General features: G+C 56.2%; 20 protein-coding genes. 7 read left to right on the top strand and 13 right to left on the bottom strand.

All coding sequences use genetic code 11. The features are described 5' to 3' along the window. Positions 1 to 432: 432 nt before the first annotated feature. A complete protein-coding gene (locus tag HMPREF2681_RS05195; protein ID WP_016421913.1) occupies positions 433 to 741 on the top strand; it encodes a hypothetical protein in 309 nt (102 codons plus the stop codon). 140 nt (positions 742 to 881) lie between these two features. After that, complete coding sequence (locus tag HMPREF2681_RS05190; protein ID WP_016421912.1) at positions 882 to 1,229, top strand: hypothetical protein; 348 nt, start codon at positions 882 to 884, stop codon at positions 1,227 to 1,229. A 224-nt stretch (positions 1,230 to 1,453) separates the two neighbouring features. Here HMPREF2681_RS05190 and HMPREF2681_RS05185 read toward each other — a convergent pair whose 3' ends face one another. Further along, complete coding sequence (locus HMPREF2681_RS05185) at positions 1,454 to 2,983, bottom strand: catalase (protein ID WP_070546314.1); 1,530 nt, start codon at positions 2,981 to 2,983, stop codon at positions 1,454 to 1,456. A 362-nt stretch (positions 2,984 to 3,345) separates the two neighbouring features. On the opposite strand from HMPREF2681_RS05185, the gene HMPREF2681_RS05180 reads away from it, so the two are divergent. The 4 genes from HMPREF2681_RS05180 to HMPREF2681_RS05165 all read left to right on the top strand — a co-directional run bounded on the left by HMPREF2681_RS05180 (position 3,346) and on the right by HMPREF2681_RS05165 (position 7,298). Continuing rightward, a complete protein-coding gene (locus HMPREF2681_RS05180; RefSeq protein WP_070546313.1) occupies positions 3,346 to 4,443 on the top strand; it encodes an efflux RND transporter periplasmic adaptor subunit in 1,098 nt (365 codons plus the stop codon). A gap of 9 nt (positions 4,444 to 4,452) precedes the next feature. Further along, positions 4,453 to 5,190, top strand: a complete 738-nt coding sequence (locus HMPREF2681_RS05175) for an ABC transporter ATP-binding protein (protein ID WP_005511665.1) — start codon at positions 4,453 to 4,455, stop codon at positions 5,188 to 5,190. Next, positions 5,177 to 6,610 carry an ABC transporter permease gene (locus tag HMPREF2681_RS05170; RefSeq protein ID WP_070546312.1) on the top strand — a complete coding sequence of 478 codons (1,434 nt, stop codon included), beginning with the start codon at positions 5,177 to 5,179 and terminating at the stop codon, positions 6,608 to 6,610. Before HMPREF2681_RS05175 ends, HMPREF2681_RS05170 begins: the two co-directional genes overlap by 14 nt. Before the next feature lie 109 nt (positions 6,611 to 6,719). Then, positions 6,720 to 7,298, top strand: coding sequence for an RNA polymerase sigma factor (locus tag HMPREF2681_RS05165; protein WP_070546310.1), 579 nt, complete (start codon positions 6,720 to 6,722; stop codon positions 7,296 to 7,298). A 59-nt stretch (positions 7,299 to 7,357) separates the two neighbouring features. Here HMPREF2681_RS05165 and HMPREF2681_RS05160 read toward each other — a convergent pair whose 3' ends face one another. From HMPREF2681_RS05160 to HMPREF2681_RS05140, 5 genes are all read right to left on the bottom strand, one after another. Beyond that, complete coding sequence (locus HMPREF2681_RS05160) at positions 7,358 to 7,909, bottom strand: hypothetical protein (protein WP_049192917.1); 552 nt, start codon at positions 7,907 to 7,909, stop codon at positions 7,358 to 7,360. Continuing rightward, positions 7,906 to 8,361 (bottom strand): hypothetical protein, encoded by a 456-nt coding sequence (locus tag HMPREF2681_RS05155; RefSeq protein WP_049192916.1) that lies wholly within the window; start codon positions 8,359 to 8,361, stop codon positions 7,906 to 7,908. Before HMPREF2681_RS05155 ends, HMPREF2681_RS05160 begins: the two co-directional genes overlap by 4 nt. After that, positions 8,348 to 9,436 carry an Asp23/Gls24 family envelope stress response protein gene (locus HMPREF2681_RS05150; protein WP_016421904.1) on the bottom strand — a complete coding sequence of 363 codons (1,089 nt, stop codon included), beginning with the start codon at positions 9,434 to 9,436 and terminating at the stop codon, positions 8,348 to 8,350. Before HMPREF2681_RS05150 ends, HMPREF2681_RS05155 begins: the two co-directional genes overlap by 14 nt. Next, on the bottom strand, positions 9,433 to 9,630 hold the full coding sequence (locus tag HMPREF2681_RS05145) for a hypothetical protein (RefSeq protein WP_016421903.1): 198 nt from the start codon (positions 9,628 to 9,630) through the stop codon (positions 9,433 to 9,435). The genes HMPREF2681_RS05150 and HMPREF2681_RS05145 overlap by 4 nt, the downstream gene beginning before the upstream one ends. A gap of 65 nt (positions 9,631 to 9,695) precedes the next feature. Then, positions 9,696 to 10,223, bottom strand: coding sequence for an Asp23/Gls24 family envelope stress response protein (locus HMPREF2681_RS05140; protein ID WP_016421902.1), 528 nt, complete (start codon positions 10,221 to 10,223; stop codon positions 9,696 to 9,698). Positions 10,224 to 11,040: 817 nt separating this feature from the next. Here HMPREF2681_RS05140 and HMPREF2681_RS05135 point away from each other — a divergent pair. Further along, the gene (locus HMPREF2681_RS05135; RefSeq protein ID WP_016421901.1) at positions 11,041 to 11,673 is read left to right on the top strand and encodes a trypsin-like serine protease; all 633 of its coding nucleotides are present in this window, start codon (positions 11,041 to 11,043) and stop codon (positions 11,671 to 11,673) included. A gap of 106 nt (positions 11,674 to 11,779) precedes the next feature. On the opposite strand, the gene HMPREF2681_RS05130 is transcribed toward HMPREF2681_RS05135, so the two are convergent. The 7 genes from HMPREF2681_RS05130 to HMPREF2681_RS05100 all read right to left on the bottom strand — a co-directional run bounded on the left by HMPREF2681_RS05130 (position 11,780) and on the right by HMPREF2681_RS05100 (position 23,664). Further along, complete coding sequence (locus tag HMPREF2681_RS05130) at positions 11,780 to 15,007, bottom strand: LPXTG cell wall anchor domain-containing protein (RefSeq protein WP_083301595.1); 3,228 nt, start codon at positions 15,005 to 15,007, stop codon at positions 11,780 to 11,782. Next, the gene (locus HMPREF2681_RS05125) at positions 15,007 to 15,918 is read right to left on the bottom strand and encodes an isopeptide-forming domain-containing protein (protein ID WP_070546308.1); all 912 of its coding nucleotides are present in this window, start codon (positions 15,916 to 15,918) and stop codon (positions 15,007 to 15,009) included. The genes HMPREF2681_RS05130 and HMPREF2681_RS05125 overlap by 1 nt, the downstream gene beginning before the upstream one ends. Further along, complete coding sequence (locus HMPREF2681_RS05120) at positions 15,911 to 16,924, bottom strand: class C sortase (RefSeq protein ID WP_222865602.1); 1,014 nt, start codon at positions 16,922 to 16,924, stop codon at positions 15,911 to 15,913. The genes HMPREF2681_RS05125 and HMPREF2681_RS05120 overlap by 8 nt, the downstream gene beginning before the upstream one ends. Before the next feature lie 237 nt (positions 16,925 to 17,161). Then, positions 17,162 to 18,772 carry a SpaH/EbpB family LPXTG-anchored major pilin gene (locus HMPREF2681_RS05115; protein WP_070546306.1) on the bottom strand — a complete coding sequence of 537 codons (1,611 nt, stop codon included), beginning with the start codon at positions 18,770 to 18,772 and terminating at the stop codon, positions 17,162 to 17,164. Between the two features lie 682 nt (positions 18,773 to 19,454). Further along, positions 19,455 to 19,814 carry a hypothetical protein gene (locus HMPREF2681_RS05110; RefSeq protein WP_005511660.1) on the bottom strand — a complete coding sequence of 120 codons (360 nt, stop codon included), beginning with the start codon at positions 19,812 to 19,814 and terminating at the stop codon, positions 19,455 to 19,457. 175 nt (positions 19,815 to 19,989) lie between these two features. Further along, complete coding sequence (locus HMPREF2681_RS05105; protein ID WP_070546304.1) at positions 19,990 to 20,745, bottom strand: class F sortase; 756 nt, start codon at positions 20,743 to 20,745, stop codon at positions 19,990 to 19,992. Positions 20,746 to 20,754: 9 nt separating this feature from the next. Next, positions 20,755 to 23,664, bottom strand: a complete 2,910-nt coding sequence (locus HMPREF2681_RS05100) for a VaFE repeat-containing surface-anchored protein (RefSeq protein WP_070546302.1) — start codon at positions 23,662 to 23,664, stop codon at positions 20,755 to 20,757. Positions 23,665 to 24,396: the final 732 nt, after the last annotated feature.

Raw genomic sequence — 24,396 nt, 5'->3', positions numbered from 1 at the left:
TGGGCTATGGCCCGCTCGTTAACCCCGCTTATGCCCCTAAATTGAGTGGCAGTTTTTGCCATTTACTAAACTTTGGTTTCCCTTACTTAGGGAACCCTTAGTTATCATTTGTGATGAATTTGCCGTTTGCCTGCACCTTTGTGACACCAAGAACAAAACAATCAATGCAATCCCGGTAAATTTTAAGAAAACAACGCTTTTGTCATCCGATATTCAGGCAGAGGCCGGAGTCGTCACAGACACCACAAAACCGCCCTCTTTCCAATGTTTTTAGGCGAATTTGAGCGAGCTTTGAGGGACGCAACCGACCGAAAGCGGATCGAGGCACTTATTTTTTCATTGCAGCCCCTTGCCCCATCGGTTAACTTAATTTCTGTGAGTCAGCCAAGAGCGACTCAAAATCTTTACCCCCGAGAACCTAAGGATTTTCTCATGTCCTGCTCCGCAGAAGATATCGCAACCATCCTCGAAGCCCTTCCGGCCGTCACCGTCGAGAGCCCGCTGCCGGCTTTCGAGCAGCTGGCTGGCAACGACGTCAACTTCGCTAACGTCGGTGGCGACCTGAACCTGCCGTTCGGTAACGACTTCCTGGACATCTCCGTCACCGACGACCACTCCACCCACGACTCCCACGACGTCGAGGTTTCCGACTTCCTGAACCCGGAGACCACCGTCGACAAGTCCGACCAGCGTAAGTTCGACTTCCTGAACCCGAGCATCTCTGGCATCGGCGCCAAGTAAGCTCCTGGGCTTCATGGCAGGACAATAGCTCCGCCAATCCTTGACACAATAAACCGCCAGTCTCTAAAAAAGACTGCGGTTTATTGTTCAGTTAAAACCGATATTCTTCATTTCGTTACTGTCTAAAAGGAACACCAAAAATGGACGTCACTCCTATCGTTGAGGTTCTGGAAGCAATGCCTTCCGGCCCGACCGTCAACGTCACCTTCGAGATTAACCCGACCATCGATGGTGACCTGACCCTCCTGGAAACCGGTGACTGGAACGCTCCGTTCGGCCGCGACTTCATGGACATCAACATCACGAACGATCAGTCCACCCACAACGACAACTCCACCCACGTCTCCGGCGTTGAGGCTGATAGTGTCTCCGACGCTGCCGAACAGGGTCGAGAGGTGTCCGAGTCCGCCGAAGAAGCCGACGAGGCTGCAGCTGCTCCGAAGTCGCTTTTCAACGGCTCCCCGAGCCTGCCGGGCATCGGTGCCTAAAACAGCTCACACTTAGGGTTGTTCCTTAGCCGCCCAAACCGGGCCGGCGTGCAGGCAACCACAAAGCCGTGGCTGTCATGCACAGACAGAAGTTTTAAATAAAGCGTTAGCCCTGCAGATGGTTCAACCATTTGCAGGGCTAACGCTTTTCTATTTACTTTGATCTACCGCGTGACTGTGCAGCTCTACTCTGCGGTTTTACTGCACAGCCCTACGCGGTTGCTTTACTTCGTTGCCTTAAAGCGCTTTTCCACCTCGGCACCGAGCCAGGAATCAACGTTGGTCCAGTACTGGTAGACACGCTGCTCCACCTCTGGGGAAACACCCTGCATGGCACCGACGATGTTGTTTGCCAAGCGATCGCGCTCGGCATCGTCCATCACGTTGCGAACAAGGTCGCCTGGCTGCGAGAAGTCATCATCCTCAGGGTGCTGCACGTAGGCGCCAGCGTAGAACTCTTCGCCCACGCTCTCCCACTGACCAAAGGCACCAGCATCGACCTGGCCGGCGTGACCGGAGCGCACTGGGCAACCAGCGGCCTTAGCCGCAGCCTCAGTATCGGCCTCCGGGCCGCGAGCGGTGGCGTTGGAGCCGTGAACCGGCAGCTTCGGATCCGAGTAGTAGTACGTGGCCGCACCATCCTGCGAGAAGGAATTCACTGGGCAGCGAGACTGGTTCACCGGCAGCTGATCGCTGTTGACGCCAAGGCGGTAGCGGTGCGCATCAGCGTAGGAGAACACACGCGCCAGCAGCATCTTGTCCGGCGAGAAGCCGACACCCGGGACCGTATTCGACGGTGCGAAAGCGGCCTGCTCAACCTCAGCAAAGAAGTTGCCCGGATTGCGGTTCAGAGTGAAGTGGCCGACCGGAATCAGCGGGTAGTCCTTCTGAGACCAGGTCTTGGTCAGGTCGAACGGGTTCACCTTGTAGCTGGCGGCCTCGTCGTAAGGCATGATCTGCACCTTGACGTCCCAGGTTGGGTAGTCGCCGCGCTCAATCGCCTCGAAGAGATCCTGGCGAGCGTGGTCGGTGTTTTCGCCAACCAGCTCGGCGGCTTCATCATCCGCCAGGAACTCCCAGCCCTGGCGAGTCTTAAAGTGGTACTTAACCCAGAAACGCTCCCCTTCAGCGTTAATCCACTGATAGGTGTGAGAACCGAAGCCATCCATATGACGGAAGTCCTTCGGAATACCGCGGTCACCCATCAAGTAAGTGACCTGGTGAGCGGACTCCGGAGAGGCAGTCCAGAAATCCCACTGCATATTGGCGTCGCGCAAACCTGTGTCCGGCAGGCGCTTCTGAGAGTGGATGAAGTCCGGGAACTTAATGCCATCGCGGATGAAGAACACTGGCGTGTTGTTGCCCACGATGTCGAGGTTGCCCTCTTCGGTGTAGAACTTCAGTGCAAAGCCGCGCACGTCACGCCAGCCATCCGGGGAGCCCTGCTCACCTGCGACAGTAGAGAATCGCGCCAGCATCGGCGTGACCGTGTTCGGCTGGAATACTGCAGCCTTGGTGTACTTGGAGACATCCTCGGTGATGGTCAGTTCACCGAAAGCACCTGCACCCTTAGCGTGAACAACGCGCTCCGGAATGCGCTCGCGGTTGAAGTGCGCGAGCTTTTCCAGCAGGTGGATGTCGTGGAGGTTAATACCTCCCTGTGGGCCATTGGTTAGCGAGTGCTGCTCTGTAGGAACCGGCGCACCGTTGAGGCGAGTGGTCGGACCATTGGAACCTTCATAGAGATTGGACATGGGGATTTCCTCCTAAAGACAGGGGCTAGATGGCAGTCACAACATGCCCTGACGTTTTCCACCCTACACGAAGTTTCATATTTTCCCTATTAGTCTCCCGCGATTGATATGTGGACTTAATTATTAGTCCGATTAGGTTCGCTGTATCAGCCGCAAACACTCGGCCCTAAAAAGGGCAAAATTCCCTCTGCGAAAACCACCCGCAATGACCGTCGAAAAGCACTTACCGCGCTTTCATGCAATACCTATCAGCACTGAATAAAAGGTATAGCCAGCACTACCACTGCCCACGGGGGGTTAAGGGTAGGATTTCACGCGTACCACGCTGTCAATTTGGATTCTGATCGGATACTTCTGCAGACATGAAAAAACAAGGGAGGGGCGCAAAAGCGCTCACAGTCTTCAAGTACACGCTGGCGTTGCTGGCGACCGTTGCGCTTCTCAAGATCGCATTCTTCCCCGCTAACGACGAGGACTATGCGCAAGCAACCGGTGATTTCTCCCAGCCCACCACGGAGCTATCCCCTCAGCGGATCAATAACACGCAGAAGCTGTCTGCCACCATCGTCCCGGATGAGCCCACCGTGATCCGCGCCAACGCTTCCGGTGAAATCACTGACGCCTATGTCAACAGCGGCGGCAACGCCGTAGAGGGGCAGAACCTGCTTCAGGTGAAGAAGACCTCGGTATCTGAGACTGCCAGCACCTCCGGCGGCGCGGATTCCGATGAAGAAGGCGCCGCAGCCGCCGCACCCGAAACTACCGTGACCTGGGGAAACATCACCGCTAAGGCTTCTGGCACTGTGCAGTGGGATATCGTCATTGGCCAGACGGTTGAGATCGGCCAGGAGATTGGCACGATTTCTCCGAACAGCTTCCACGCCGTAGCACCTATTAAGCCGAGCCAGCTGTACACGCTGGGAGACTCGATTAACAATGGCCGCCTCGCCATCAACGATGGCCCGGCACCGTTTTTGTGTGATTCGGTGAAGACTGTCACTGGAAGTAGCGCGGGCTCGCAGAACACTGGCGCCGGAGATGGTGCTGGCATGGGCGCCGCCGCTGCTGGAAATTCCTCGGGCGGCCCACAGCTGCGCTGTGACATTCCCGCAGATCAGACCGTCTACGAAGGTGTTCCTGCCACGCTGATTCTTGGCAGCGGCACCACCTCGGAGGTCCCGGCACTGCCGGTGACCGCGGTGGAGGGACGCTTCCGCGAAGGTGTCGTCTACGCTCCGGCTAAGGATGGCGGCAAGCCCACCAAAATCAAGGTTGAGCTCGGCGCCAACGATGGCACTTTCATTGAGATCAAGCGCGGCCTGAAGGAAGGCCAGCAGGTTTTGGAGTACGTGCCGTCCTACAAGGATGAGTCCGCCGGCGACGGCACTGGCACCGGCGCTGGTGATGGCAGTGACACTGGCTTCGATGAGTCCGGCGATGACGCTGGCTCTGAAAAGTAGGCCCGCGCCATGCTTAGTTTGACCGCAGTCACTCGAACAGTGACGCTGCCCAACGGCGAGGAGCTGCCTATTTTGAAAGGCATCGACCTCGAAGTGCCACGTGGTGAGCACCTCAGCATTGTCGGCCAGTCCGGTTCGGGTAAGTCAACGCTGCTGAACATCATTGGCATGCTCGATTTGCCGGATTCTGGCACGTACACGTTCAACGGCACCGATATTTCCACCTTGTCAGACAGGAAACGCGCTGCGCTCCGGGGCGATAATTTGGGATTCGTCTTCCAGCAGTTCAACCTCTTCCCTTCCCGCACCACGCTGGAAAACGTTGAGGTTCCGCTGATGTACGACCGGGGCGAGAAGTTCTGGAATCGCACCGAGCTCGCCGCCGCGATGCTGGAGCGCGTCGGTCTGGGCGATCGTCTAGAGGCCACGCCCTCGCAGCTTTCCGGTGGTGAACAGCAGCGTGTGGCGATTGCCCGTGCGCTCGTGCGCCAACCGCAGCTCATTCTTGCCGATGAGCCCACTGGTGCGCTCGATGTCGACACCGGCAAGATCGTCATGGATCTGCTCGAAGAAGTCGCCACGGAAAACAATGCTGCGCTGATTGTGATTACGCACGATTTAGAGGTCGCCGAGCGCGGCGATCGGGCACTTGAGCTTCGCGACGGTCAGTTGCACGCCGACTCCGTCCTGCTATCTGCCGCCAACGCTATGCACGGCTTCGAGGAGGTTGCTGATGACGACGAATAAAGAAACAGAATCGAAGTCACGGCCTTCCTTCCTCTATGCAGCAACGCCTTATCTCGGCGCTCTGCTGGAAGCGTGGCATGAGCTGCGCATTAACCGTGGCCGCATCATGCTGTCGCTGGTCAGTGTGGCTGCCGCAGTGTGGGCGATGACCACAGTCATTGCGCTTGGCAATATTCTCACCAGTTCCCAGGATGCGGTAACCGCACAGAGCACGGGCATCGCCGGCACGGTCACGTTGACTGCCGGAGCGGGTAGTTCCGGTTCTGAGGATGGCGGCGACTTCGGCGACGGCGGCTTCAGCAGTGACAGCAGCGCCGGCACGATGGCCGATAGCTTCGGCGACTTCGGCGGTGGAGGCATCGGCGGAAACGGACCGGACGATTTGAGCGTCATCAATCCGGACGGGTCCATCAACGACGCTTTTTCCACTGCCACGCATCGCCTGGTAGAGACCACCCATGCCAACTTGTGGTCGCGTGTTCGCATGCAGCCAGCCACACCTGAGCACAATATGGATGACTGCGCACCGGATGATTACGAGTGTTTTTCGCCAGGCACCCCCGAGCTGATCGCCGCTGACCCGGGCTGGTTCGATATCTACGCCCGCACCATCGTGCAGGGACGTCGCCTTGAAGATGCCGATGGCCAGCGCTTGATGAACCCCGTGGTGGTCAACGACCAGTTCTACGAGAGCCTGGGAAACCCAGCGCTAGCCGACCACCCAACCTTCACCTTGAAGGAAACCGGCAACACCACTTTCACCGTGGTGGGAGTGTATAAGTCCCTCGGATCGTGGGACGCCCCGAGCATTGTCACGCACTACGATTCCTTCCTCAATGCCGGCTACGAGGGTCCGGTGGGTGAGCCGCAACTTCTCGTCGCAACGCCTGAGGAGTCCGCGAAGGAGAACCAGAAGGCGCTGCACAACATTTTCCAGGCGGAGCTCGGCCCCAGCTGGAAGGTGAATACCTCCCTGTCGGAGAAGGACACGGAGATTTCCCAGGAGATGAATAACACCATCACTACGGCGCTGGGCATTATCGGTGGCATCGTGATCGCGCTTGGCGCGTTGGGCCTGCTCACGGTCTCGATTGTCACCATCGGCCACCGTGTCCGTGAGATTGGTATTCGTCGCGCAATGGGCGCGTCGGCAGGCCGGATTTTTATCTCTGTGTTCTTGGAGTCGATTGTCGCCACGACGGTGGCGGGCGTGGTTGGCGTGATTGCCTCGATCATCACGGTCAAGCAGCTGCCGCTGGATAAGATGCTGGCGTTGCCGCTGGAGACGGGCGCCGTGGCCTACCCCGTCACGGCCGCTGTAATCGGCGTGCTGGTCGCGACATTCGTGGGCGCGCTGGCGGGTATTATCCCGGCCACCATCGCAGTCCGCGTCAAGCCCATCGACGCCATCCGCTTCTAACACTTCAGCCCCCTAGTTCGCCTGGCTGCGTTGCTGCCTGCTTTTTGCAGGTGAGGCCACGTGCAGCCAGGCGAATTATCTTTAGGTTTTAAGTTGCTAAGCTATTGCCATGACTCCCGCACGCCTCGTCTCTAATGACGAATACATCACGCAGCTGGCGCTGAAAGCCGGTCGCGGTGATCAGGCTGCGCTGACGGAGTTTGTGCGGCTGACGCAGAAGGACGTGTGGCGTCTGCTCGCACATCTGGGTGGCGTTGATGCTGCGGATGATTTAACGCAGGAGACGTATCTGCGTGTCATGGGGGCGCTTCCCCGCTTTGCGGCGCGTTCTTCTGCCCGCACTTGGCTGTTGTCGCTGGCCCGGCGCGTGTGGGTGGATTCGGTCCGTCATGATTCGGCGCGTCCGAAGAAGTCTGCGGTGGAAGTGGAAAATGCTGCCGAGCAGTTTACGACCGGCGAGTCGTGGTCAGAGCTCGCTGACGCTCGCGTGCTGCTGGAGCAGCTGCCGGAGGAACGCCGCGAGGCACTCATTCTGACGCAGGTGCTGGGTTACTCCTACGCGGAGGCCGCGGAAATCGCAGGTTGTCGTGTGGGCACTATTCGCTCCCGTGTCGCCCGTGCGCGCCGCGATTTGGTTGCTGCGCTTGACGACGGCGACAGTGCCATCGGCGACTCTGCAGCTGTTTAGCCCCCGCTCCGGCCAGGGGACGTAGCCAGCCGTTGTAGGTTGTGGCCTCTCGAAGCTGACTAACGGTCCAGTTCGATTTTGTAGGTCGAGGCGATATCCGCATGGCCGAGGGCATCACGCATTTCACGCTCCGCGTTTTTCAGGGCAGCTACAACGGCGGGGAGGCTCGCCTGCGGTGGCATTGCCACAGTCACTTCCAAGGTGGGTATTCCATTATCCCGGTAGACCCGTGAATCCGCCTGGTTGATGTGGGCGTTGCGCTCTAGATCGGTGCACACCGCATCGGCAACATCGGCGACCGGCAGCGAAATCTCTCCTAACTTTTCCTGTGATTCCGATGCGGCGACCGTGCTGAACCGGTGCGATCGCAGATTAGCGACCACCAGGCTGCAGCCGACCACCGCTAGAATCGCTGTGATTACACCGAGGACGGGAACATACCAGCTTTGCTCAGGTAGTTTTCCCCAGGATTCCATCCGCCCGGTGTCATGAAGCCACTGTGCAGGAGCGACATCGAGGTAGCTAGCAATCGCCCATGTTGCTACCAGTAGTAACAGCGCTGAGAAGAGGAACAACACAATTCGGTCGAATACGCTTACTGATGTTTTCACTTGTCATCACCTTCGTATCCGCCGTGAGTTCCGGAAGCAAGTGCCGTGCCATTCTGGATTTCTTGGTAGTCAGACTTATGCATCCACACTGGCAGGTTGCCATCGTCATCGACGCGTACATACCGGCGCGGGGCGGGAAGAAACACCGCGATGAGCTGTCCCAGCCCATAGATTGCAGCGAGGATTCCGACGAGGAGCAACACCCATGACGCGGCTGAGCCCTGTGGGTTGCTGAACCAGTCGAATACCGGTTGTAACCATGAGGTGTCACCTGAGCTATTGGCGCTAATGATTGCTTCTCTACCTGCGACAATGGCCGCTGCAATCATCAACAGACCGGCGAAAACTCCCAGCCCGCGGACCTTTGGTGATTGACGCGGGTCACGTCCCTGGCGAGTTTCGACTGACTCGTCCGAGACCACCGCGGCCGATGACCTCTCAGTCGGCGTCATAGGGTGTCACCTCAATCTTTTTCAGTGGGCGCGGCTCTGGCGTGCTTACCACCACGGTACGTGGTTGTGGCACGGATACCGGGCGCAGCTGCTCCTGTCGTGGTGCGCGAACCTGTTTCAACCGGGTTGGACGCGGCACTTTAACCGGCCGTAGTAGTGCTGGTCGTGGCGTCTTAACGTTAATTGTGCGTGGCGACGGCACTCGTACCGGACGCAGCTTTGGTTGCCGGGGGACACTCACCTGCACCAAGGACTTCGGCTTTGGTGCTGCGACTTTTCGCAGCTGTATTGGCCGTGGAGTTGGTGTGCGACGCACCTGTACCGGCTTCGGCGCCGAGGTGCGAGTCACTGGTAACGGCGGTGGCGCAACAACGCGACGGGCCGGTTGCGGCTTTGGTGCCTTAATAGCCACAGCTGGTTGCGGCTTCGGCTGCATGACAAAGCGCATCGGTTGTGGAGCAGGTGCTGGGACACTGCGTACTCGTTCTGGACGCGGCGGAGTAACGCTGCGTACCAGCTGCGGTGTCACCGGCTGAATGCTACGCACTGACTGTGGCTGCGGTACTGAAATACTGCGCACTGGCTGCGGCGTCGGCACGGCGATAGACCGCACTTCTGGGACCCGCCGCACCTGCGGTGCGGTTACTACCTGCTGGTTCACCCGGACAGGTGTCAACTGCGGGTGATCTGAAAAGTACGCTAAGTCCTGTCGGGTGACACGCACGTGCCCGGGTTCGACGCTGTCGATGTCAACATCGACGGTGACATTTTCAAGACCGGCCATATCAGCGAGCCAGGCGGCGACGCTTGAACGAATGCGCACCGCAATTTCCGCTGTCGGCGCCGGCCATGATGCAACGGCGCGAACTGCGACTCGAACTGCACTAACGGCATTGGTCGTGGCAGAACTAGGGGCAATCGCACTATCGATAGAGACAATTGGATAGTCGCGCCCTAGCACACGGGATTGGTCGAGGGTGCCGGGAACCGCGCGCACGGCCATCTCTACGATGCGGCGGATTGCCTTTTCGCTTACGACGGTGGTGCCACGCGTTGCTGGAACGTGGATAGTCACCGTCGGCGGCCTCCTCGGTTGAACTTACGGTTGAGTTCGGGCGCATCGATTTTGCCATCGAGTACCGCACCGGCTGCACCGGCCAGAACTCCGAAGGCAATAACCGCAAGAAAACCCGTGAAACCACCAATCATTGCGGCGAAGCACAGGACAACGGCAATCGTCGCGAAGGTCTTTGTGTAATTATCGAACATGAAATTCCCCTTTATACGGGCCTAACTACCCATCCTGCCCTGCTCCGACGCGCAATAGTTGTCAACTACTGGACGCGTGGCTGTTCCTTGGGCTCGTTAGCAGCCGCGATGGCCTTGCGCTGCTCTTCGCGCTGCTTAGCGGCCTCTTCTTCGCGCTCCTGCGGGGTCTGGTAGTCGGTGTGAACATCGGAAACATCGACATTGACTTCAGTGACCTCGAGGCCGGTCATACGCTCAACGGAGCTAATGACGTTCTGACGGATAGCCTCAGCCAGTTCATGGATGGCAACGCCGTACTCGGCAATGATGGTGACGTCGACTGCAGCCTGGCGCTCGCCGACCTCAACAGCAATTCCCTGGGATACGTTGGCGCTGCCGCCGGAAACAAACTCACGGACGGAGCCAGCGAAGCGATCCATGCCGCCGCCAAGGTCATAGACACCGGAGACCTCGCGGGTAGCGATACCGGCAATCTTGGAGACGACGCTGTCGTCGATAGAAGTGTGGCCGTGGCCGGTTCCCTTATTCGCGGAGTCCGAGCCAGCCTGAGTTGCCGGGGTGTTCTTAGCAGTGTTCTTTGCATTGTCAGCCATGATGTGCCGTTCCTGTTCTCAGTGTTGTAGACGAAATGTCTGGACAATGCCGATGCTATAGCCGCCACAGGCAATCTGCAGTGCGGCTAGGAATACATGACTGCGAGAGAGCCCCTCCAGCAGGGATTTCGTTATGAAAGGCTCTTAGAAAACTGGATTACAGACTTGATGTACCCTTCTTCCCCGGCATCACGGAGAGCTCTGTAATTTCTATATTATCCCTGCTTGACGGCAGGATATGACCTCTCATTTCCCGTTCTGGCATCACGAACGAACCCCACGTGCCAGCCGTTTGCTAACAAATTCGACAACTTTGTATAACGAGTGGCAACTTACAGCGAGATTCCACGTTTCAGCGGTGTGTTAATGCCGACCACGATCGGAACTCGTGCGCACCGCGATTTGGTTGCCGCGCTTGACGACGGCGACAGCGCCAGCGGCGACTCGGCTGCTGTTTAGCCCCGCCCCCCCCCCCGATGGGCGTTGGCCTTTCTTCTACCCCATTTTTAGAACGCTATCGCGCATGATTGACCACTTGAGCGTAGGTTCTGTCTTAACTGATAGGTTTATATATTTCCTTATATTCGCGATACGAAACAGGTATATGAACTGCCCGACACGCATACGTTCCATCTTTCTCGACGAGATTAGCTTTGTTTTTACGCATCTTTGGGATGATTGGACGCTCACCATGCGCGTTCGTATTCGCCCTCTAGGAAACCCAGCCTGAGGAAATGCTTTTCAATGTGCGGCATGAAAACGCCACAACCAGTTTTTGGGCCGCCACCGACCGACTCACTGAGGAGCAGATTTCCCCATGAATAGACCTTCATGGATTTTCACTGTCACTGCCGTTATCACGGCTACAACCGGGCTACCGGCCTACGCGGCCACCATCAACCAAGGCGATCCAGTTGTCATCATTCACGCTGATGGACCGCAAGCTAGTGTCTGTACAGCCGGCTATGTCGACAAGACCAACTCTCAGATTTATACCGCAGGGCATTGTGGACAAGATGGAGACACGGTGACGGATGGGACCTTTCAGAAAATTGGAGTATTCCAACCGTCTCCCACCTATGACCATTCACTAGATACAGGGAACGACATTGGAGTTGTCTCGCTTGACGACCCCGCTACTGCAGGTGAGAATTCGTATTCGGGCGATTCGACTCTATTCCCAACAGATGTTCAAACAGGCGAGACAGTCTGCATATACGGAAACACTACGGGGAGAGTTTCCTGCGGTTTAGCCGCTGATCGCGAGGCATACCAAATCGAGGACAACGCTCTACAGGTTCAGAACGTACACGCTCAACGAGGCGATTCCGGTGGCCCTGTATGGGTTCCGGAAAAAGGCGCTGTCGGCGTTGTATCGACTACCTGGAACATCATCGATGGGAACGGGCAGCAGCTTGGTTCCTATATCACCGCTAACTCACCCTGGTAAGAGGGCTTTGTTTGCGTAGGGCTTCCTGATGGTGGGACGCGAGTCTTGTTCTTTGTGCGGCCCAATGGGTTCTGTGCAGGCGACTGCACAGAACCCATTCTTGTTATTAGGACTGCTGGCGGCGAGTCCAGAACCAACCGCAGGCTGCGATTACCGCACCAAACAGTGGCCAGAGAAGGACTCCGTTTCCACCGGTCTTTGGCAGCTTACCGGTCTTGGTGTCGGTCACCTGCATGATCATGAGTTCACCGGAGCCTTCGGCCTTAATAAGCGGGCTACTGCCGCCTACCACCGAGACGGTGTACTCCTTAGTCTCTTGGTCAATTGAGATTTCAAAAGCTACTGGCTCTGGCAGCAGGCTAAGTCCTGCCGGCGCCATCGTTTCTACAAGGTAGAAAGTGCCAGTTTCAGTGATTTCAATTGACTTCTGATCAGGCGTGATGGTGTAGACCGGTCCTCCACTGAAATCCGGCTTACCACCAGCCGAGGGGTAGATATCGAAGGTTGCACCACCAAGCCCCGGTAGAATCTTGACTCCCTCACCATCGACGTACTCCGCCTTTTCCAAGGTCAGCTTGCCTGGCTTGGTGTCCGGCGCTTCGTAGTTATCGACAACACAGGAAATGGAAGACAGGACCTTATTGGATTCCGACATCTTTACACGGAAACCAAACTCGCCCACATTTTCCACCTTGAGAGGTGAGGTTTTCCCGTCGCGGGTTTGAGTACATACGGCGTTGTAGTCACCGGTGGAATCCAAGGTGTCACCGCGACGGAACAAGGTGTAGCCCTGCTTCTGCGTTTCAGTCAGAACCAGCGACTGTTCCCTCTCGCTTTCGATGTTCCACGATGCAGTACCCTTATCGGATTCAGAACCGGAGGTCACCTTCATCGACTGGTGAACCAACGGGCCATTACCAGAACCGATGACATTGTTATTTGCGGACAGGGTGAACTCCCAACCAGGGGCACCGTCTTCGAGAACCTTGCCGTTTTCATCGACAATCCTCTTCTTGACCTTCACTACACCGTTGCATCGTGTGGTTACGTCTTGGGCGATTGTTTTCATCTGTTCCGCAAGATTGCTGTAGTTAGACACCCTCACCGTGTCACCAGTGCCCGAGATATCCTCGCCCATGGTCTTGACACCACGTGCACCGTAGGTCCACCTAGACATGTCCGAAGTAACTGTGTTTAACCTCCCATTAGGCATCCGTTCAAACACCTGCAGGGCCTGGTTGCCTGCCGCGTCGTACGCCATTTTCAGATTCGCCATGGTGTCGGTGTTGATGTAATTGGCGTGCGAAGCCTTCGGGTGATCACTTCGAATTTTGTAGTAGAGGCCTGGGGCTTGTCCCGGATCTGCTTGCCAGCCAATGCGCTTGGCGTCTTTGAGCACCAGATCATTCGTTACAACGGGGCGTTGGCTGCTTCGCCCGCCAAGAGTCAGGTCGACCATGAGCGGCACAACACGGGTACCGGCAGCTTTGAGTTCGTTGGATGCTTTGATTGCGTCGTTGAGAGCACTAGCCTGAACGAATTCACCACCGATGCCCTTGCTCTTGATTGTCGAGGAGGTCGTGGGCATACCATCAGTGATGAAGTACACCACGTCGTAGTCGTTATCCTTGACCTGCTTCAGGCCCGCTTCCCAGTTCGTAGCACTGTTATTTGCGTTATAGCTCCAGTTCTTAACTACGTCCTTTGCTCGCTGGACGCCCTGCTCCGACAGCATTGAAATATATGGTGGGTTCTGACCGTGTGTCGTTCCAGCCTGATTAGCCGGACCGTCACTTGCGAAGTTATAGATGCCGAGCTCGGCTGGAGTGCCCTGCAGGGAATCGATAAATGCATTCGCGGCCTTTTTAGATGCTTCGAAACCATCAGTATCTGCGTAACGGAGCGATGTCGAAAGGTCTGCTACTACAGCAATACGCAGACCACAACGCTGTGGCATCGGCGGGTTAGGGACTCGCCCATGCACCCATTTGGCTCCATCTGGTGGCGAGATAATCTCCGGTGGTTTTGGCTCGTCCTTTTTCTCTCCATACACATCGAGGGTGACCTTCAAATTCTTGTTCTGCGAAAGATTATTAGTGAAAGTGAATACCGCATCCTTCGGTACAAGGGCAGAGTCAACCGGCTTACCATCCTTTACCGGAACAACGTCCATGGTGATGAAGCCGTTGCCAATATTGACGTTGCGTTTCTGCAGAGTTACGCCTGGCTCAATCTGGTCCAGAGTGAGGTTGTACTTCTGCGGATCCAAGAAGGTCGCGTCAGTCTCGATACGCACGGTTGCGTACTTCATGTGAGATTCCTCAGTCACCTTAGCCGTAAAGGCATTAGGCTTCTTCGGATCTACTGGGTCAGCTTTAACTGCAAACTCGTGGCCGATGGCATCAAAGTGACGCCCTTCGACAGCCGGTGGCTTGGGATCTTCAGAAGAATTTGAGCAGTCTTTAACTTCACCACTTAGATTGAAAGTCCACTCGGTACGCGCGTTCGGAGCAAGCTTAAACCCCGACTGTGCCATTGCAGTGACCTTGACTGTACCCGGCTTGTTCTGCTCGTAGACGTGCCGGCCAGCCGGCTTCTTCTCTGCGTTGAGGTAGTAATCAACACCCTTGGTGTCCGGGATATTGATGTACGCCTTCTCCACGCACTCCGGTGCAGTCGCGGGATCAACAAGGGTCGGATCCGCAGGAGTTACCGTTCCTGGTTCTGGCTCCGGATTCTCCGGCTCGGTGGGCTCGGTGGGCTCAGTTGGCTCTGTCGGCTGGGTAGGCTCCGTCGGGTCAGTTGGCTCACTTGGGCCGGTGGGCTCAGTAGAGCCGTCGGGAGTACCGCGAAGGGTGACGGATACGCTGCCAGTTGCTGTCGAACTGTTGTAGTTCAATACTAAGTTAATCTTATCGCCCGCTTTCACCGTTTGATTCAATCCGCTGTGCACAATTTCAAACGGTGCCTTTTTCGATGCACCAGACCCTATATTTGGGGCGAACTGAGACGGAATCGTCCTGCCATTAATACTTAGCTCATATCCCTTAAGCCACTCTGATCCACCAACATTGAACTGAAGACTGTCAATCGTCGCGTCGCTATCAATAGTGAACTCAAATTTTGCATCGCCCGGATTGGGCTGCACCTTAATCTTGTTAAACTCATGCTTCGGCGGAGACGTCGGAATAACCTCCGTCTGCGCCTGTGCCTGTGGCGCATTGGGCGCAAACGCCTGACCGCTGACAACGAGAGCTACCGCTAGCAAAGCGGCCAAGAACATGCGAAGCGTAGTTCGCATTGAATCCGGCAAGCGGAATGTTGTCGAAAACATTAGTTCTTCCCACTTTCTGAGTTCTTCTTGCTAGCGGCGATAATGACGAATCCTCCGCCGATTAGTGCTGCAGCGGCAGCTACCAGGCCTGCTACCTGCACACCGGTGAGCGCCAAGGAGCCGGATCCTCCGCTACTTCCCGAGCTTGAGGATGAACCCGACGAGCCCGAAGGCGTCGAGGTACCAGGCTCATCAGGTGGCGTGGAGGTAGTCGAAGTGGTCGTCGAGGTTCCCGGTTCACCCGGAGTGGTCGGAGGAGTCTTCGGCGGGGTCGATGTGCCCGGCGTAGTCGGCGGAGTTCCAGGTGGTGTTGTCGGAGGGGTCTTCGGCGGAGTGGCCGGAGGCGTCGACGGTGGTGGTGTCTCCCCCGGCTTGTGCGACTTCGCCACAATGACTCCCTCTACAGGAGTGGAGTCATAGTCCGCGCCATAGAAAGGCACCGATACCAAGAAGGGGTTGATCTCCCGATAACTGTCGTTCGGAGCCGTCGAGGTCACAAGGTAAATACCCTCCGGCAGGTCACTGAATTTAACAGAGCCGTTTTCGTCAGTGACCTGGCTGAAGTGGAGGTCTTTTGGCCACTCGGCAAGCTCAGCTGCGGTGGCATTTTCCACCTTCTCGCGGTCCTGCTGGCTTGACGGCGAAATTCCCTTAAGACGATGCAGATGAATGGTCACGCCAGAAATAGAGCCCGACGCCGTCGAATTATCATCGTCCGGGTTTCCTGGGCTCAAGGTAATTCGCACAATGTCAGTGCCGCTTGTTGCTGAAACGCCTGGAGCGTCCACGCGTCCAACAATCCTGGCCGCGTTGGCGTCATTCGCGCCGATTGCACCCATCACTGCAACCAGAGCGCAGGCAGCTAAGAACGCAGCTATCCGGTTCCAGGTGGATGTCAAATATTTATTCATTGTCGTTTTCCCACCACGAAGTGTTGTTATTATCCTCGGATGCCGATTCGCTGCCGTCAGCGAGTTCATCGCTGTCTGCGTCGCCATCAGCAGTCTCGACGTCCGCGTTCTCAGCGTCGTCGTCAAGCTCTTCGTCGGCGTCGAGGCGCTGGCGCCAGAGCCACCACGCAAAGCCTGCGCCAAGCACAAGCACTGTTACAAGCAGGGCGTACATCCACCACTGCCATCCAGCTCCGTGCGTTTGGTCGAAGACATTGCTTTCCGACGGATCCATCGGCACTTGGTGCCCACGCACTAGCAGACGGTGCGTGTTGATTCCGTAAGGAGTGCAAGTGATGAGGGTGATGTAGTCCTGGCCTTCAATGGGACGAAGATCATCGGTCTCATGCGGAAGTACAACCTTGATTTGATCAATCTCGTACTTCAGCTTGTGACCTGCGACCTGGATATAGAAGGCGTCTCCCTCTTTTGCTTTCCGCAGGTTATCGAAGAGCGTTACGTTAGTAAGTCCGGTATGACCGGTAATGATGGAGTGGGTTCCAACACCGCCGACTGGAAGATCGGATCCGTATAGGTGTCCGAGCCCCTTAGCGAGCACCTCATCGCTGGTGCCGTGGTAGATCGGCAGGTCGGCCTTAATCTCTGGGAAGATTAGACGCGCCATCACGTCGGTAGCGTTTAGCTGATCGAGATAAGCGGCGTACTCAGGGTTGTGGTCATTAATTTCGTTAAGCCACGGGTCCAGAATCGGGCCGGTGGTGTGGCGCTCATTGTAAGAATGAGCACGCTCCCACTGTTCATCTTTAACTTCTTGGGGTACGGACTTCTCCAGCTTGGCGAACTCTTTGGCCGCCTTAGAGGTGCCGTAGTTATTCAATGCCGTGGAGACAACCGGGTACAGCATCACAAGTAAACCCACAATCACCAGAATTGCGGGGAGAACCATGCTGTTCTTTTTCGCCTGCTCAGGCTGATTAGGCTGCTCAGCTGATGCGTCCCGCGTCAGAGTCGACGCAGAGTGTTTACCCACGGAGGAACTCCCAAGAAGTCAATCAAAAAGGGATGTGGCCTTTCTCTTTCTCACCGGCATGGGAATGCCTGCTGTTGAAAAAGAGCACATCGAAAGGCCGCAACAGTAATTTCAGTGATGCGCAAACTACAGGAATGGCGTGCGCTGTTGAACGCACGCTATTCCCGCAACACTGGAGCTAAAGAGCTCCAGTGACCGAGCCTTTACTCGGGTTTAGTTCTTGGAACCGCGGCGGGCGAACCATGCACCAGCTGCGACGATAGCTGCACCGATAGCAGCCAGGATGCCAATACCGGCACCACCGGTCATCGGCAGGTTCGGGGTAGTGTCGTCGGAGTTAACGACCTCACCCGGGTTAGCGCCGACCTGGACGGAAGCCAGCTTGTAGACGCGCTCCGGGTCAGTCGAGGTAGCAACCAGCTTGAACTCGAGTGCCTCCGGCAGCAGCTCCTTGCCCTTCGGAGCCTTGGTCTCAATCAGGCAGTAGTGGGACTGGTCATCAGCGGCAACCTCAGCATTGTCTTCGAAGTCGTTGACGTGAAGACCGGTAATCTTGACGATACCGTCCTGGCCAGAGACGAAGGTGGTCTTAATTTCGCCGCCCTGCTGACCGTTTACCGGAGTCCAGGAATCCTTCTTGGTGGTGTCAATTTCGGAGCACTGCTTGCCAGCCTCCTGGCGGACAATCTGGAACTCGGCGCCTTCCAGACCCTTGCGGTTGCCATCGACCTTCTTGAACTGCAGGCCACCCCAGTAGGTCTTGACCTCCGGAGTCTCCTTCGGAGTGGAGTTTTCGGTACCATCCGGGTTGTTCTGGAAGACCAGAGCCTTGTTCGGCGCGATATCGGTATCCTTCGCGAACTCAGGCTTCAGCTTGGTGGTGATGGTAACGACGACCTTGTCACCGGCCTTGAGAGTATTTGCAACTTCTGGCTTCAGGGCGACGTCGACCTTGTTGCCCTCGAAGAACTTCCCATCAACATCCTGCGTCGGCTGGATCTCCTGGCCAGCGACCGTCACCTTCACGTCGGTGATTTCCAGCTTCGGGTCAATCTGGTCAGTGATCTGGAACTGGGTGCGCTCCGTGTTCGGCTTCAGCTGGCGAGCAGTACCTGTGACGGTGTAGACAAGGTTCTTATCACCAGCGTTCTGGTCCTTGTCCTTGACGGTCTTGGTCGGCTCTTCGTCCTTGTAGTTCTTCGGGAACGCGTGGACATCGTAGTTCCAGCTAGTGCCCTGGTTATCCCCACCGTTATCCGCGGTCATCGGAACGAAAGCGATGAACGGAACAGCCGGGTCGTAGCCTTCCTTCGGACCGGTCTCAACAACCAGGTAAGCACCGAGGTCAAGATTCTGGGAAACGACCCACTTGCCGTCTGGGCCGGTCTTACCGGATGCGACCTCGGTGAGGACTCCAGCCGGGAGGCCGTCCTTCAGCTGTGCGCCCTGGGAGAAGTCTTCAGCCTTCAGCTTCGAAGCAGCCAGCAGACCCTCGTTGGTGGTGACATCGATGGGGGTAGCGCCATCTGCAGTCTTGTTGATCTTGTAGACGGTAAAGCCGACACCCTCAAGCACCTTACCACCGTTGGCCTTAACGTCCTCGACATCAGCTTCGGTACCAGACGGCTGGCCTTCGCTGGTCGGGTTACCGAACTTGTGAATGGTGAGCGAGCCCTTGGCGTTCTTATTCACCAGTGGGGAGTCCCCGGCAGCCTGGTTGATGGAAGTGTCCTGAGCGATTGCAGCCGGGGCGGAGACACCCATCGACAGACCGACGATGGCAGCGAAAGTTACCGAGCGGGCGGTACGGGAGAACTTATTCACGAAAACAGGTCCTTTACAGAAGTCCAAAATGAAGCGACACGCTTCAATACGTCTCGCGATTCACTCCAGACGGCGACACCAACGTTCCCCGACTTGCCAAAACTGAGATTTTCCTTAAGAAAAAGACCAGTCTGTCTAACCTTTTAAGCCTAAGCGTTATGAACTTTAATGTTTGAATGTATAAACATTGCAGCTCAAGCTCATTGCTTGCTCGGTTAACAGCGCTCAGTGAACCGCTTATAAATAACTTAACCGCTTAAGCATCTGGCCGATACCCCCAAGGAGAACGGGCCGCGACACCTAGGCATGAAAACCCTTCGCATTCACACTTCGTACTACCTCCGCGATAGCTCTTTACACTGTTCGCGACGGGCTTTTGCTCATTCACCCAAAAAAGCGTAAAGATTTCCGCGATTTATCCCCCTCCCCCCAATCAGGGCTAACCAGTTGGTTTGTATCAATAGCTTTTACCCCCTACCGCTATCGTCGCAGCGCACGCCGGGCAAATGAGGGCTCATCAACCTTCTCGTATTTGCTGTCACGACAACGTCGTCAAGCGAAAGCAAAAGGACACCATCAAAAAACCAAGAAACGCCCCGCGACCCACCGCCTTGTGCTAGGACCTGTAAAAGCACAGAGACAGTAAGCGACACGGGGCGCGCTTCGGCGTCACAGGGGACGTTTAGAGAACCGCCCAGTAGTGAACATCGTTGTAGCCGTTGAGCTTGAGGACGTCACCAATCTGGTCGACCTTCTTCTTGCCCTCAGGGGTCATGCCATCCGGCATGATCTGCACGTCAGCGCTGTGATCGCCGGTGAAGGTGATGTTGACGTAGTCCTTGCCATCGCGGTGCTCAAGCTCGAAGACGTAGCGGTTGACGGCTAGCTTGCCCGAGTGGAGGAACCCACCCTTGCCCGGAGCGACAACTGCAGTGTCAGCAGAGTTTGCAGGTGCAGCTACTGCCTGTGCGGCAGTGGCAACCGGAGCGGCAAGCACGAGTGCGCCCACACCCCAGACACCGATTTTCTTCAACATGCTCATAGGTACTTCCTTATCTTCTGTGTTTCTGCAGGGTTTCTGCAGATTTGTTCTGTGTTTTTCTGTGACTGTCGGCGCCGCCGTTGTTCGACGGCGTTCAACAGCCACAGCCAATGAAATTGGTCAACTAGTTGAGGCTGAGCCCCAGCGCCCTAGTGCTCTGATCTAGCGCACTGGATTAGCGCACTGGAGTGGCCTCGACGATGATGTTGTCGGCGTAACCCAAAGTGCCGCCGACGAACTCGCCTCCACAGGTAATGAGGACCAAGCGGTTCTCACCAACTGCATCGTTGACGACCTCAGGCATCTGAGCGCCCTTGACCACCTGGATCGGATCCTTGCTGACGGTGAAGTCTCGGCTTTCGCCATCCACCTTCACCGTGACAGTGTCACCAGCCTTCAAGTCAGCGAAACGTGCAGCGTAACCATCACCCTGATCCACCTCATTGACGTGACCAGTAATGACGGACGATCCAGCAGCACCTTTCTCACCGGGAATCGCTGAGGCGGAATACCAGCCCAGGCGAGAAACATCGGTCGGAGGAATCAGAGATCCCTGATCAGTCAGCTGAACGAAATCAATCGGAGCCGACTTACCATCAATGAGCATCTCCATCTCGTGCACAGCTCCCCGAGAACCCTGTGCTGGAGTAGGAAGATTCTCCTGCGCACCTTCGAGCGCCGAATCATTGCGGTTCAGTTGGGCAATCACCAGCAGAGCGATAACGCCGATTAATGCGATAGCGGCGATATACACCCGTGGCTGCTTCCACCAAGGCACGTCCTGCAGGTCTTCGACTTGGCCATCGGCCTGATCTTCGTCCTGGCCAAACGCATCAACATGGCCGAGTGCGCCAGTTTCGGTTTCCGGTTCGAATCCTGGTGCGTTTCCAGGTTCCTTGCCGGTCTCGTCCGAGCCAAACTGATCAGTCATGGAATCTCCTTAGTTCGTGGCTACCGTCGGCAGAGCGTGAGTAGCCAAACCAGTCGGGCCAGACGGAACCGAACTAATTGCACGTCGTTCCGAGTTCGGAGCCAACGGCTTTCCGTGGTTCTTCTGCTTGTCCTGGCCAGTGCCACCGATGATGGTGACGTTGGTGTTGTTCTGCTCCGAGTGCTGATTAATCACAGTGGTCGGGGTAGCAGCTTCGCTGGTAGGTGCAGAGGAATCGTCGTTAGGCGTGTTCTGCTCGCCCTCATCCTTCGGCTGCTCAGATGGCGTGTTCTCTGGGGTCTTGCCGTTCGTGACAGTCTGCTCCGCAGAGTTGATGTCCTTGTGAACAGCAACTTCCTTGCCATTGGCATCGGTCAGAGTCTCGAAGACAACCTGGGAAGCGCAGTCGCCGTCAGTGATGATGATCGGGACATCAACCGTGCCTGCGGATGCCGTCGGCACAAAGTGCAGGCGGCTCCTAGCGCCAGTGGACTTGCCCGTCTCCTTGCACATCAGCTCACCGGTCAACGTGTACTTCGTGCCCGGCTTCAGGCCAGTGAAGTGCACGGTGTCGATGACGACAGCACCCTTTTCAACCAGAGCCTTGCCGGCAATACCGGCAGTAGTCGTGATGGCTGGGTTGTCCTCAGACTGCGCTGGGGTGCTCGGGTGGTTCGGCTTTTCCGGCTGGGCAGGCTTCGTCGGCTTGGACGGCTTTTCCGGCTGGGCAGGCTTCGTCGGCTTGCTCGGCTTTTCCGGCTGAGCGGGCTTAGTCGGCTTGCTCGGCTTGCTCGGCTTTTCGGACTCGGACGTAGACGGAGTTGTCGTCTCAGACGGCTCTTCCGGCTGTGTCGTCTCCGGCTGCTCGGACGGCTCATCGTCGCTCGGCGTTGCCGGAACCGTGGACGTGGTCGGCTCAGTCGAGCTGGTCTCCGGTGCGGTCGTCTCCTCGGACGGAGTTTCGCTTTCCTCAGTCGGGGTGTCTTCCGGCTTCTCCGGAACCTCGCCGGTCACGGTCTGGCTAGCGTCGTTGATGTCTGCGTGGTCAGCGATCTCATTGACCTGACCAGCGCTTTCCTTACCAGTCGAGTCAACCTCATCAGAGGTCAGGTGCTCGAACACGACAGCCTCGGCAACAGGAGTCTTAACAGAGCCAGACACCTCAAGAGTGACAGTCACAGTACCGCTTGCCGACGTCGGCTTGAACGTCGCCTCGCCATGACCAATCACAGAGCCATCAGCCTTGTTAACCAGTTCACCGGAGAGGGTGTAGTTCTTACCAGGCACCAGGCCCTCGAAATGCACGGTGTCGACAACCTTGGCATTAGCCTCAATGCGGTTGCCCTGAAGCTCGGCTACCGTGCGCAGCTCCGGCTCCAGCGGCGTATCAGCTGGCTCGCTCGGCTTAGACGGTTCGGTAGTCTCAGTCGGCTCGGTCGGTTCCGTGGTCTGCGACTCAGTGCTGTCAGTCGGCTCGGTCGGTTCCGTCGGAGCGGCCGGCTTCGTGGACTCGGAGGTGTTAGGAGTAGTCGTCGAAGAGCTCGGCTGCTCTTCGCTTTCCGACGTCGTCGGAGTCTCAGACTCACTGGTCTCAGAAGTAGCGGTCTCGCTGGACGACGGCTCCGTTGTCTCCTCGGTCGTCTCTTCGCTCGTCGGGGTCTCTTCGGAGGTCGACGGCTGCTCCGGCTTTTCGCCGTGAACGGTCTGAGCTGCGTCGTTAATGTCCTCGTGGGAGGCGATCTCTACCCGCTGACCATCGGTGTTGTCCTGTCCATCAGCGGTGACCTCTGTCGAGGTCAGCTTTTCAAATGCAACAGCAGCGGAAACCGGCTCATCTACATCATCGGAGACGGTAATCATGACAGCCTGCTCACCCGAAGAGGTCTCCGGAGTGAATTCGACGCTGCCGGTACCCAGGATGCGATCAGCATTGGCCTTGTCCACCAGGGTGGCGTCTAGGCGGTAGTTCTTACCCGGAACCAGGTCAGTGAACTTCACGATGTCCTTAACCACAGCACCCGCGACAATCTTGTTGCCGTTCAGTCGAGCCTGAGTGGAAATCGACGGCTTACGCGTCTTCGGCTTTTCTGGCTCGGACGGTTTGGTCGACTCGGACGGGGTCGTGGTCTCCGCAGGCGTGGTCGGAGTAGTCGGCTTCTCCGGCTCGGTTGGCTTTTCTGGCTCAGACGGCTTCGTCGGCTCTGCCGGAACTTCACCGGAAGACGGAGTGACATTATCAATCACGATGATGTCTTGTTTCTTACCATTGTTGAAAATGTAGCCAGTGCGGTTCGTACCGTCGACGGTGTCCTGACCGACGTTAGCCGGACCAGTGAGGTAGTCGTAGACAGCCTTCGTCGATGGGTTGTGAATGCCCTTGGAGAAGTCAATGTCATCGGAGAAGTGCCACAGAGCGAATTGAGTTGCGTTATTGGCGTCCAGCACATTCAGACGTCCTTTAACTCCAGCTGCCTTCCCCAGTTCATCCAAACCAACAGCTGGAGAACCGTGGTGCGCAATCCAGTTGAGCTTCCGGTATCGGTCAAAGTCGTTCCGCAGCTTGTTATTGGTATCTGTACTGCGCGAGAACTGACTGAAGTTCTGCACACGACCGGTGTCATACAGATCACCGGCGACGCTGGCCTCAATGCAGTAACCCATTTTGTGGCTACCAAATGGAGTTGCAGCCTCGTCAAATGCCGCAATGAGTGGCCCAAAATCACGGACATTTCCATTGGCTTCAACACCCTTAACTGTTCCAGGAACACTCAAAATCTTCTGGATCGTCAGGGTTTCGCCAGTGTCTTCTGCCTCCTGCGCATGCGCAATTATTGGAGATTTAGCGAAGAAAAGAGCGAGCACAGCCACGAAGCTAAAAAGCGCCAACCAGCGCTTCTCGTTTGTAAAACGACCGAACATGAGCCCTCCCCCTTCCTTCGATTTCAGTGCGTTATACACCTTTCGCTACCTTTCCAGCCTTCAATTAACAATCAATGACCACGCATAAGCGTCTCCAGCCCCCATCACAGGTAGCCCAGTTGACATCGCCTTCTAATTCTCATTTATAGCGTTGGCCGTCCCCGAATATAACAAATACATTTTATGTTTGTTGAGCCATTTAATTGCCACCCCTATTGTCTTTTATTTCAATGTCAATAATTGTTGTTTGCATATTTTTTCTGGGGTGGACATTTGGACACCACACACATGCCGAAGTTCCACCTTTCGCCACGACACCTAGCCATTCAACCCATAAAATCACGATTAACCTGCGCATATGAAGTTTTTTCAATGAATCCCCGCCCATTAATTTGGGTTAGAATGTCTCCCATGTCACGATTTTCATAATTGTGAGTTACGGCACAAATGACACCCCACCCCCACCTAATGAAAATGCAAGCCAATAAATCTCTAAGAGCAAAAATGATGTCTCAAGACTATTTACAAAAGAATCCCCGGACATCATTTAATAAGCCACATAATTGTGTGCTAATTGCGGCTGCATAAATAATCGCCTCTCCGCCCCAACCTCTCCATCCGCGGTTAATAGACAAAAATGGGTCTGATTCACGGCATTCCAACAGATCACGTTATGTAAAACGCGACTGAATAGGGGACTGCAAATGTGAAACTGTGCGAGTTTATGACGCT

Origin of the sequence: Corynebacterium sp. HMSC064H12, from assembly GCF_001809925.1 — a bacterium.
Classification (GTDB): domain Bacteria; phylum Actinomycetota; class Actinomycetes; order Mycobacteriales; family Mycobacteriaceae; genus Corynebacterium; species Corynebacterium jeikeium_D.
Note: the sequence above shows the minus strand (reverse complement) of the source record. Positions and strands in the feature narration are given on the sequence as shown.

Excerpts from the sequence above, each read along its gene's own strand:
- HMPREF2681_RS05195 (WP_016421913.1), top strand. The coding sequence starts at position 433 with ATGTCCTGCTCCGCAGAAGATATCGCAACCATCCTCGAAGCCCTTCCG.
- HMPREF2681_RS05190 (WP_016421912.1), top strand. The coding sequence starts at position 882 with ATGGACGTCACTCCTATCGTTGAGGTTCTGGAAGCAATGCCTTCCGGC.
- HMPREF2681_RS05185 (WP_070546314.1), bottom strand. The coding sequence starts at position 2,983 with ATGTCCAATCTCTATGAAGGTTCCAATGGTCCGACCACTCGCCTCAAC.
- HMPREF2681_RS05180 (WP_070546313.1), top strand. The coding sequence starts at position 3,346 with ATGAAAAAACAAGGGAGGGGCGCAAAAGCGCTCACAGTCTTCAAGTAC.
- HMPREF2681_RS05175 (WP_005511665.1), top strand. The coding sequence starts at position 4,453 with ATGCTTAGTTTGACCGCAGTCACTCGAACAGTGACGCTGCCCAACGGC.
- HMPREF2681_RS05170 (WP_070546312.1), top strand. The coding sequence starts at position 5,177 with ATGACGACGAATAAAGAAACAGAATCGAAGTCACGGCCTTCCTTCCTC.
- HMPREF2681_RS05165 (WP_070546310.1), top strand. The coding sequence starts at position 6,720 with ATGACTCCCGCACGCCTCGTCTCTAATGACGAATACATCACGCAGCTG.
- HMPREF2681_RS05155 (WP_049192916.1), bottom strand. The coding sequence starts at position 8,361 with ATGACGCCGACTGAGAGGTCATCGGCCGCGGTGGTCTCGGACGAGTCA.
- HMPREF2681_RS05145 (WP_016421903.1), bottom strand. The coding sequence starts at position 9,630 with ATGTTCGATAATTACACAAAGACCTTCGCGACGATTGCCGTTGTCCTG.
- HMPREF2681_RS05140 (WP_016421902.1), bottom strand. The coding sequence starts at position 10,223 with ATGGCTGACAATGCAAAGAACACTGCTAAGAACACCCCGGCAACTCAG.
- HMPREF2681_RS05135 (WP_016421901.1), top strand. The coding sequence starts at position 11,041 with ATGAATAGACCTTCATGGATTTTCACTGTCACTGCCGTTATCACGGCT.
- HMPREF2681_RS05130 (WP_083301595.1), bottom strand. The coding sequence starts at position 15,007 with ATGTTTTCGACAACATTCCGCTTGCCGGATTCAATGCGAACTACGCTT.
- HMPREF2681_RS05125 (WP_070546308.1), bottom strand. The coding sequence starts at position 15,918 with ATGAATAAATATTTGACATCCACCTGGAACCGGATAGCTGCGTTCTTA.
- HMPREF2681_RS05110 (WP_005511660.1), bottom strand. The coding sequence starts at position 19,814 with ATGAGCATGTTGAAGAAAATCGGTGTCTGGGGTGTGGGCGCACTCGTG.
- HMPREF2681_RS05105 (WP_070546304.1), bottom strand. The coding sequence starts at position 20,745 with ATGACTGATCAGTTTGGCTCGGACGAGACCGGCAAGGAACCTGGAAAC.
- HMPREF2681_RS05100 (WP_070546302.1), bottom strand. The coding sequence starts at position 23,664 with ATGTTCGGTCGTTTTACAAACGAGAAGCGCTGGTTGGCGCTTTTTAGC.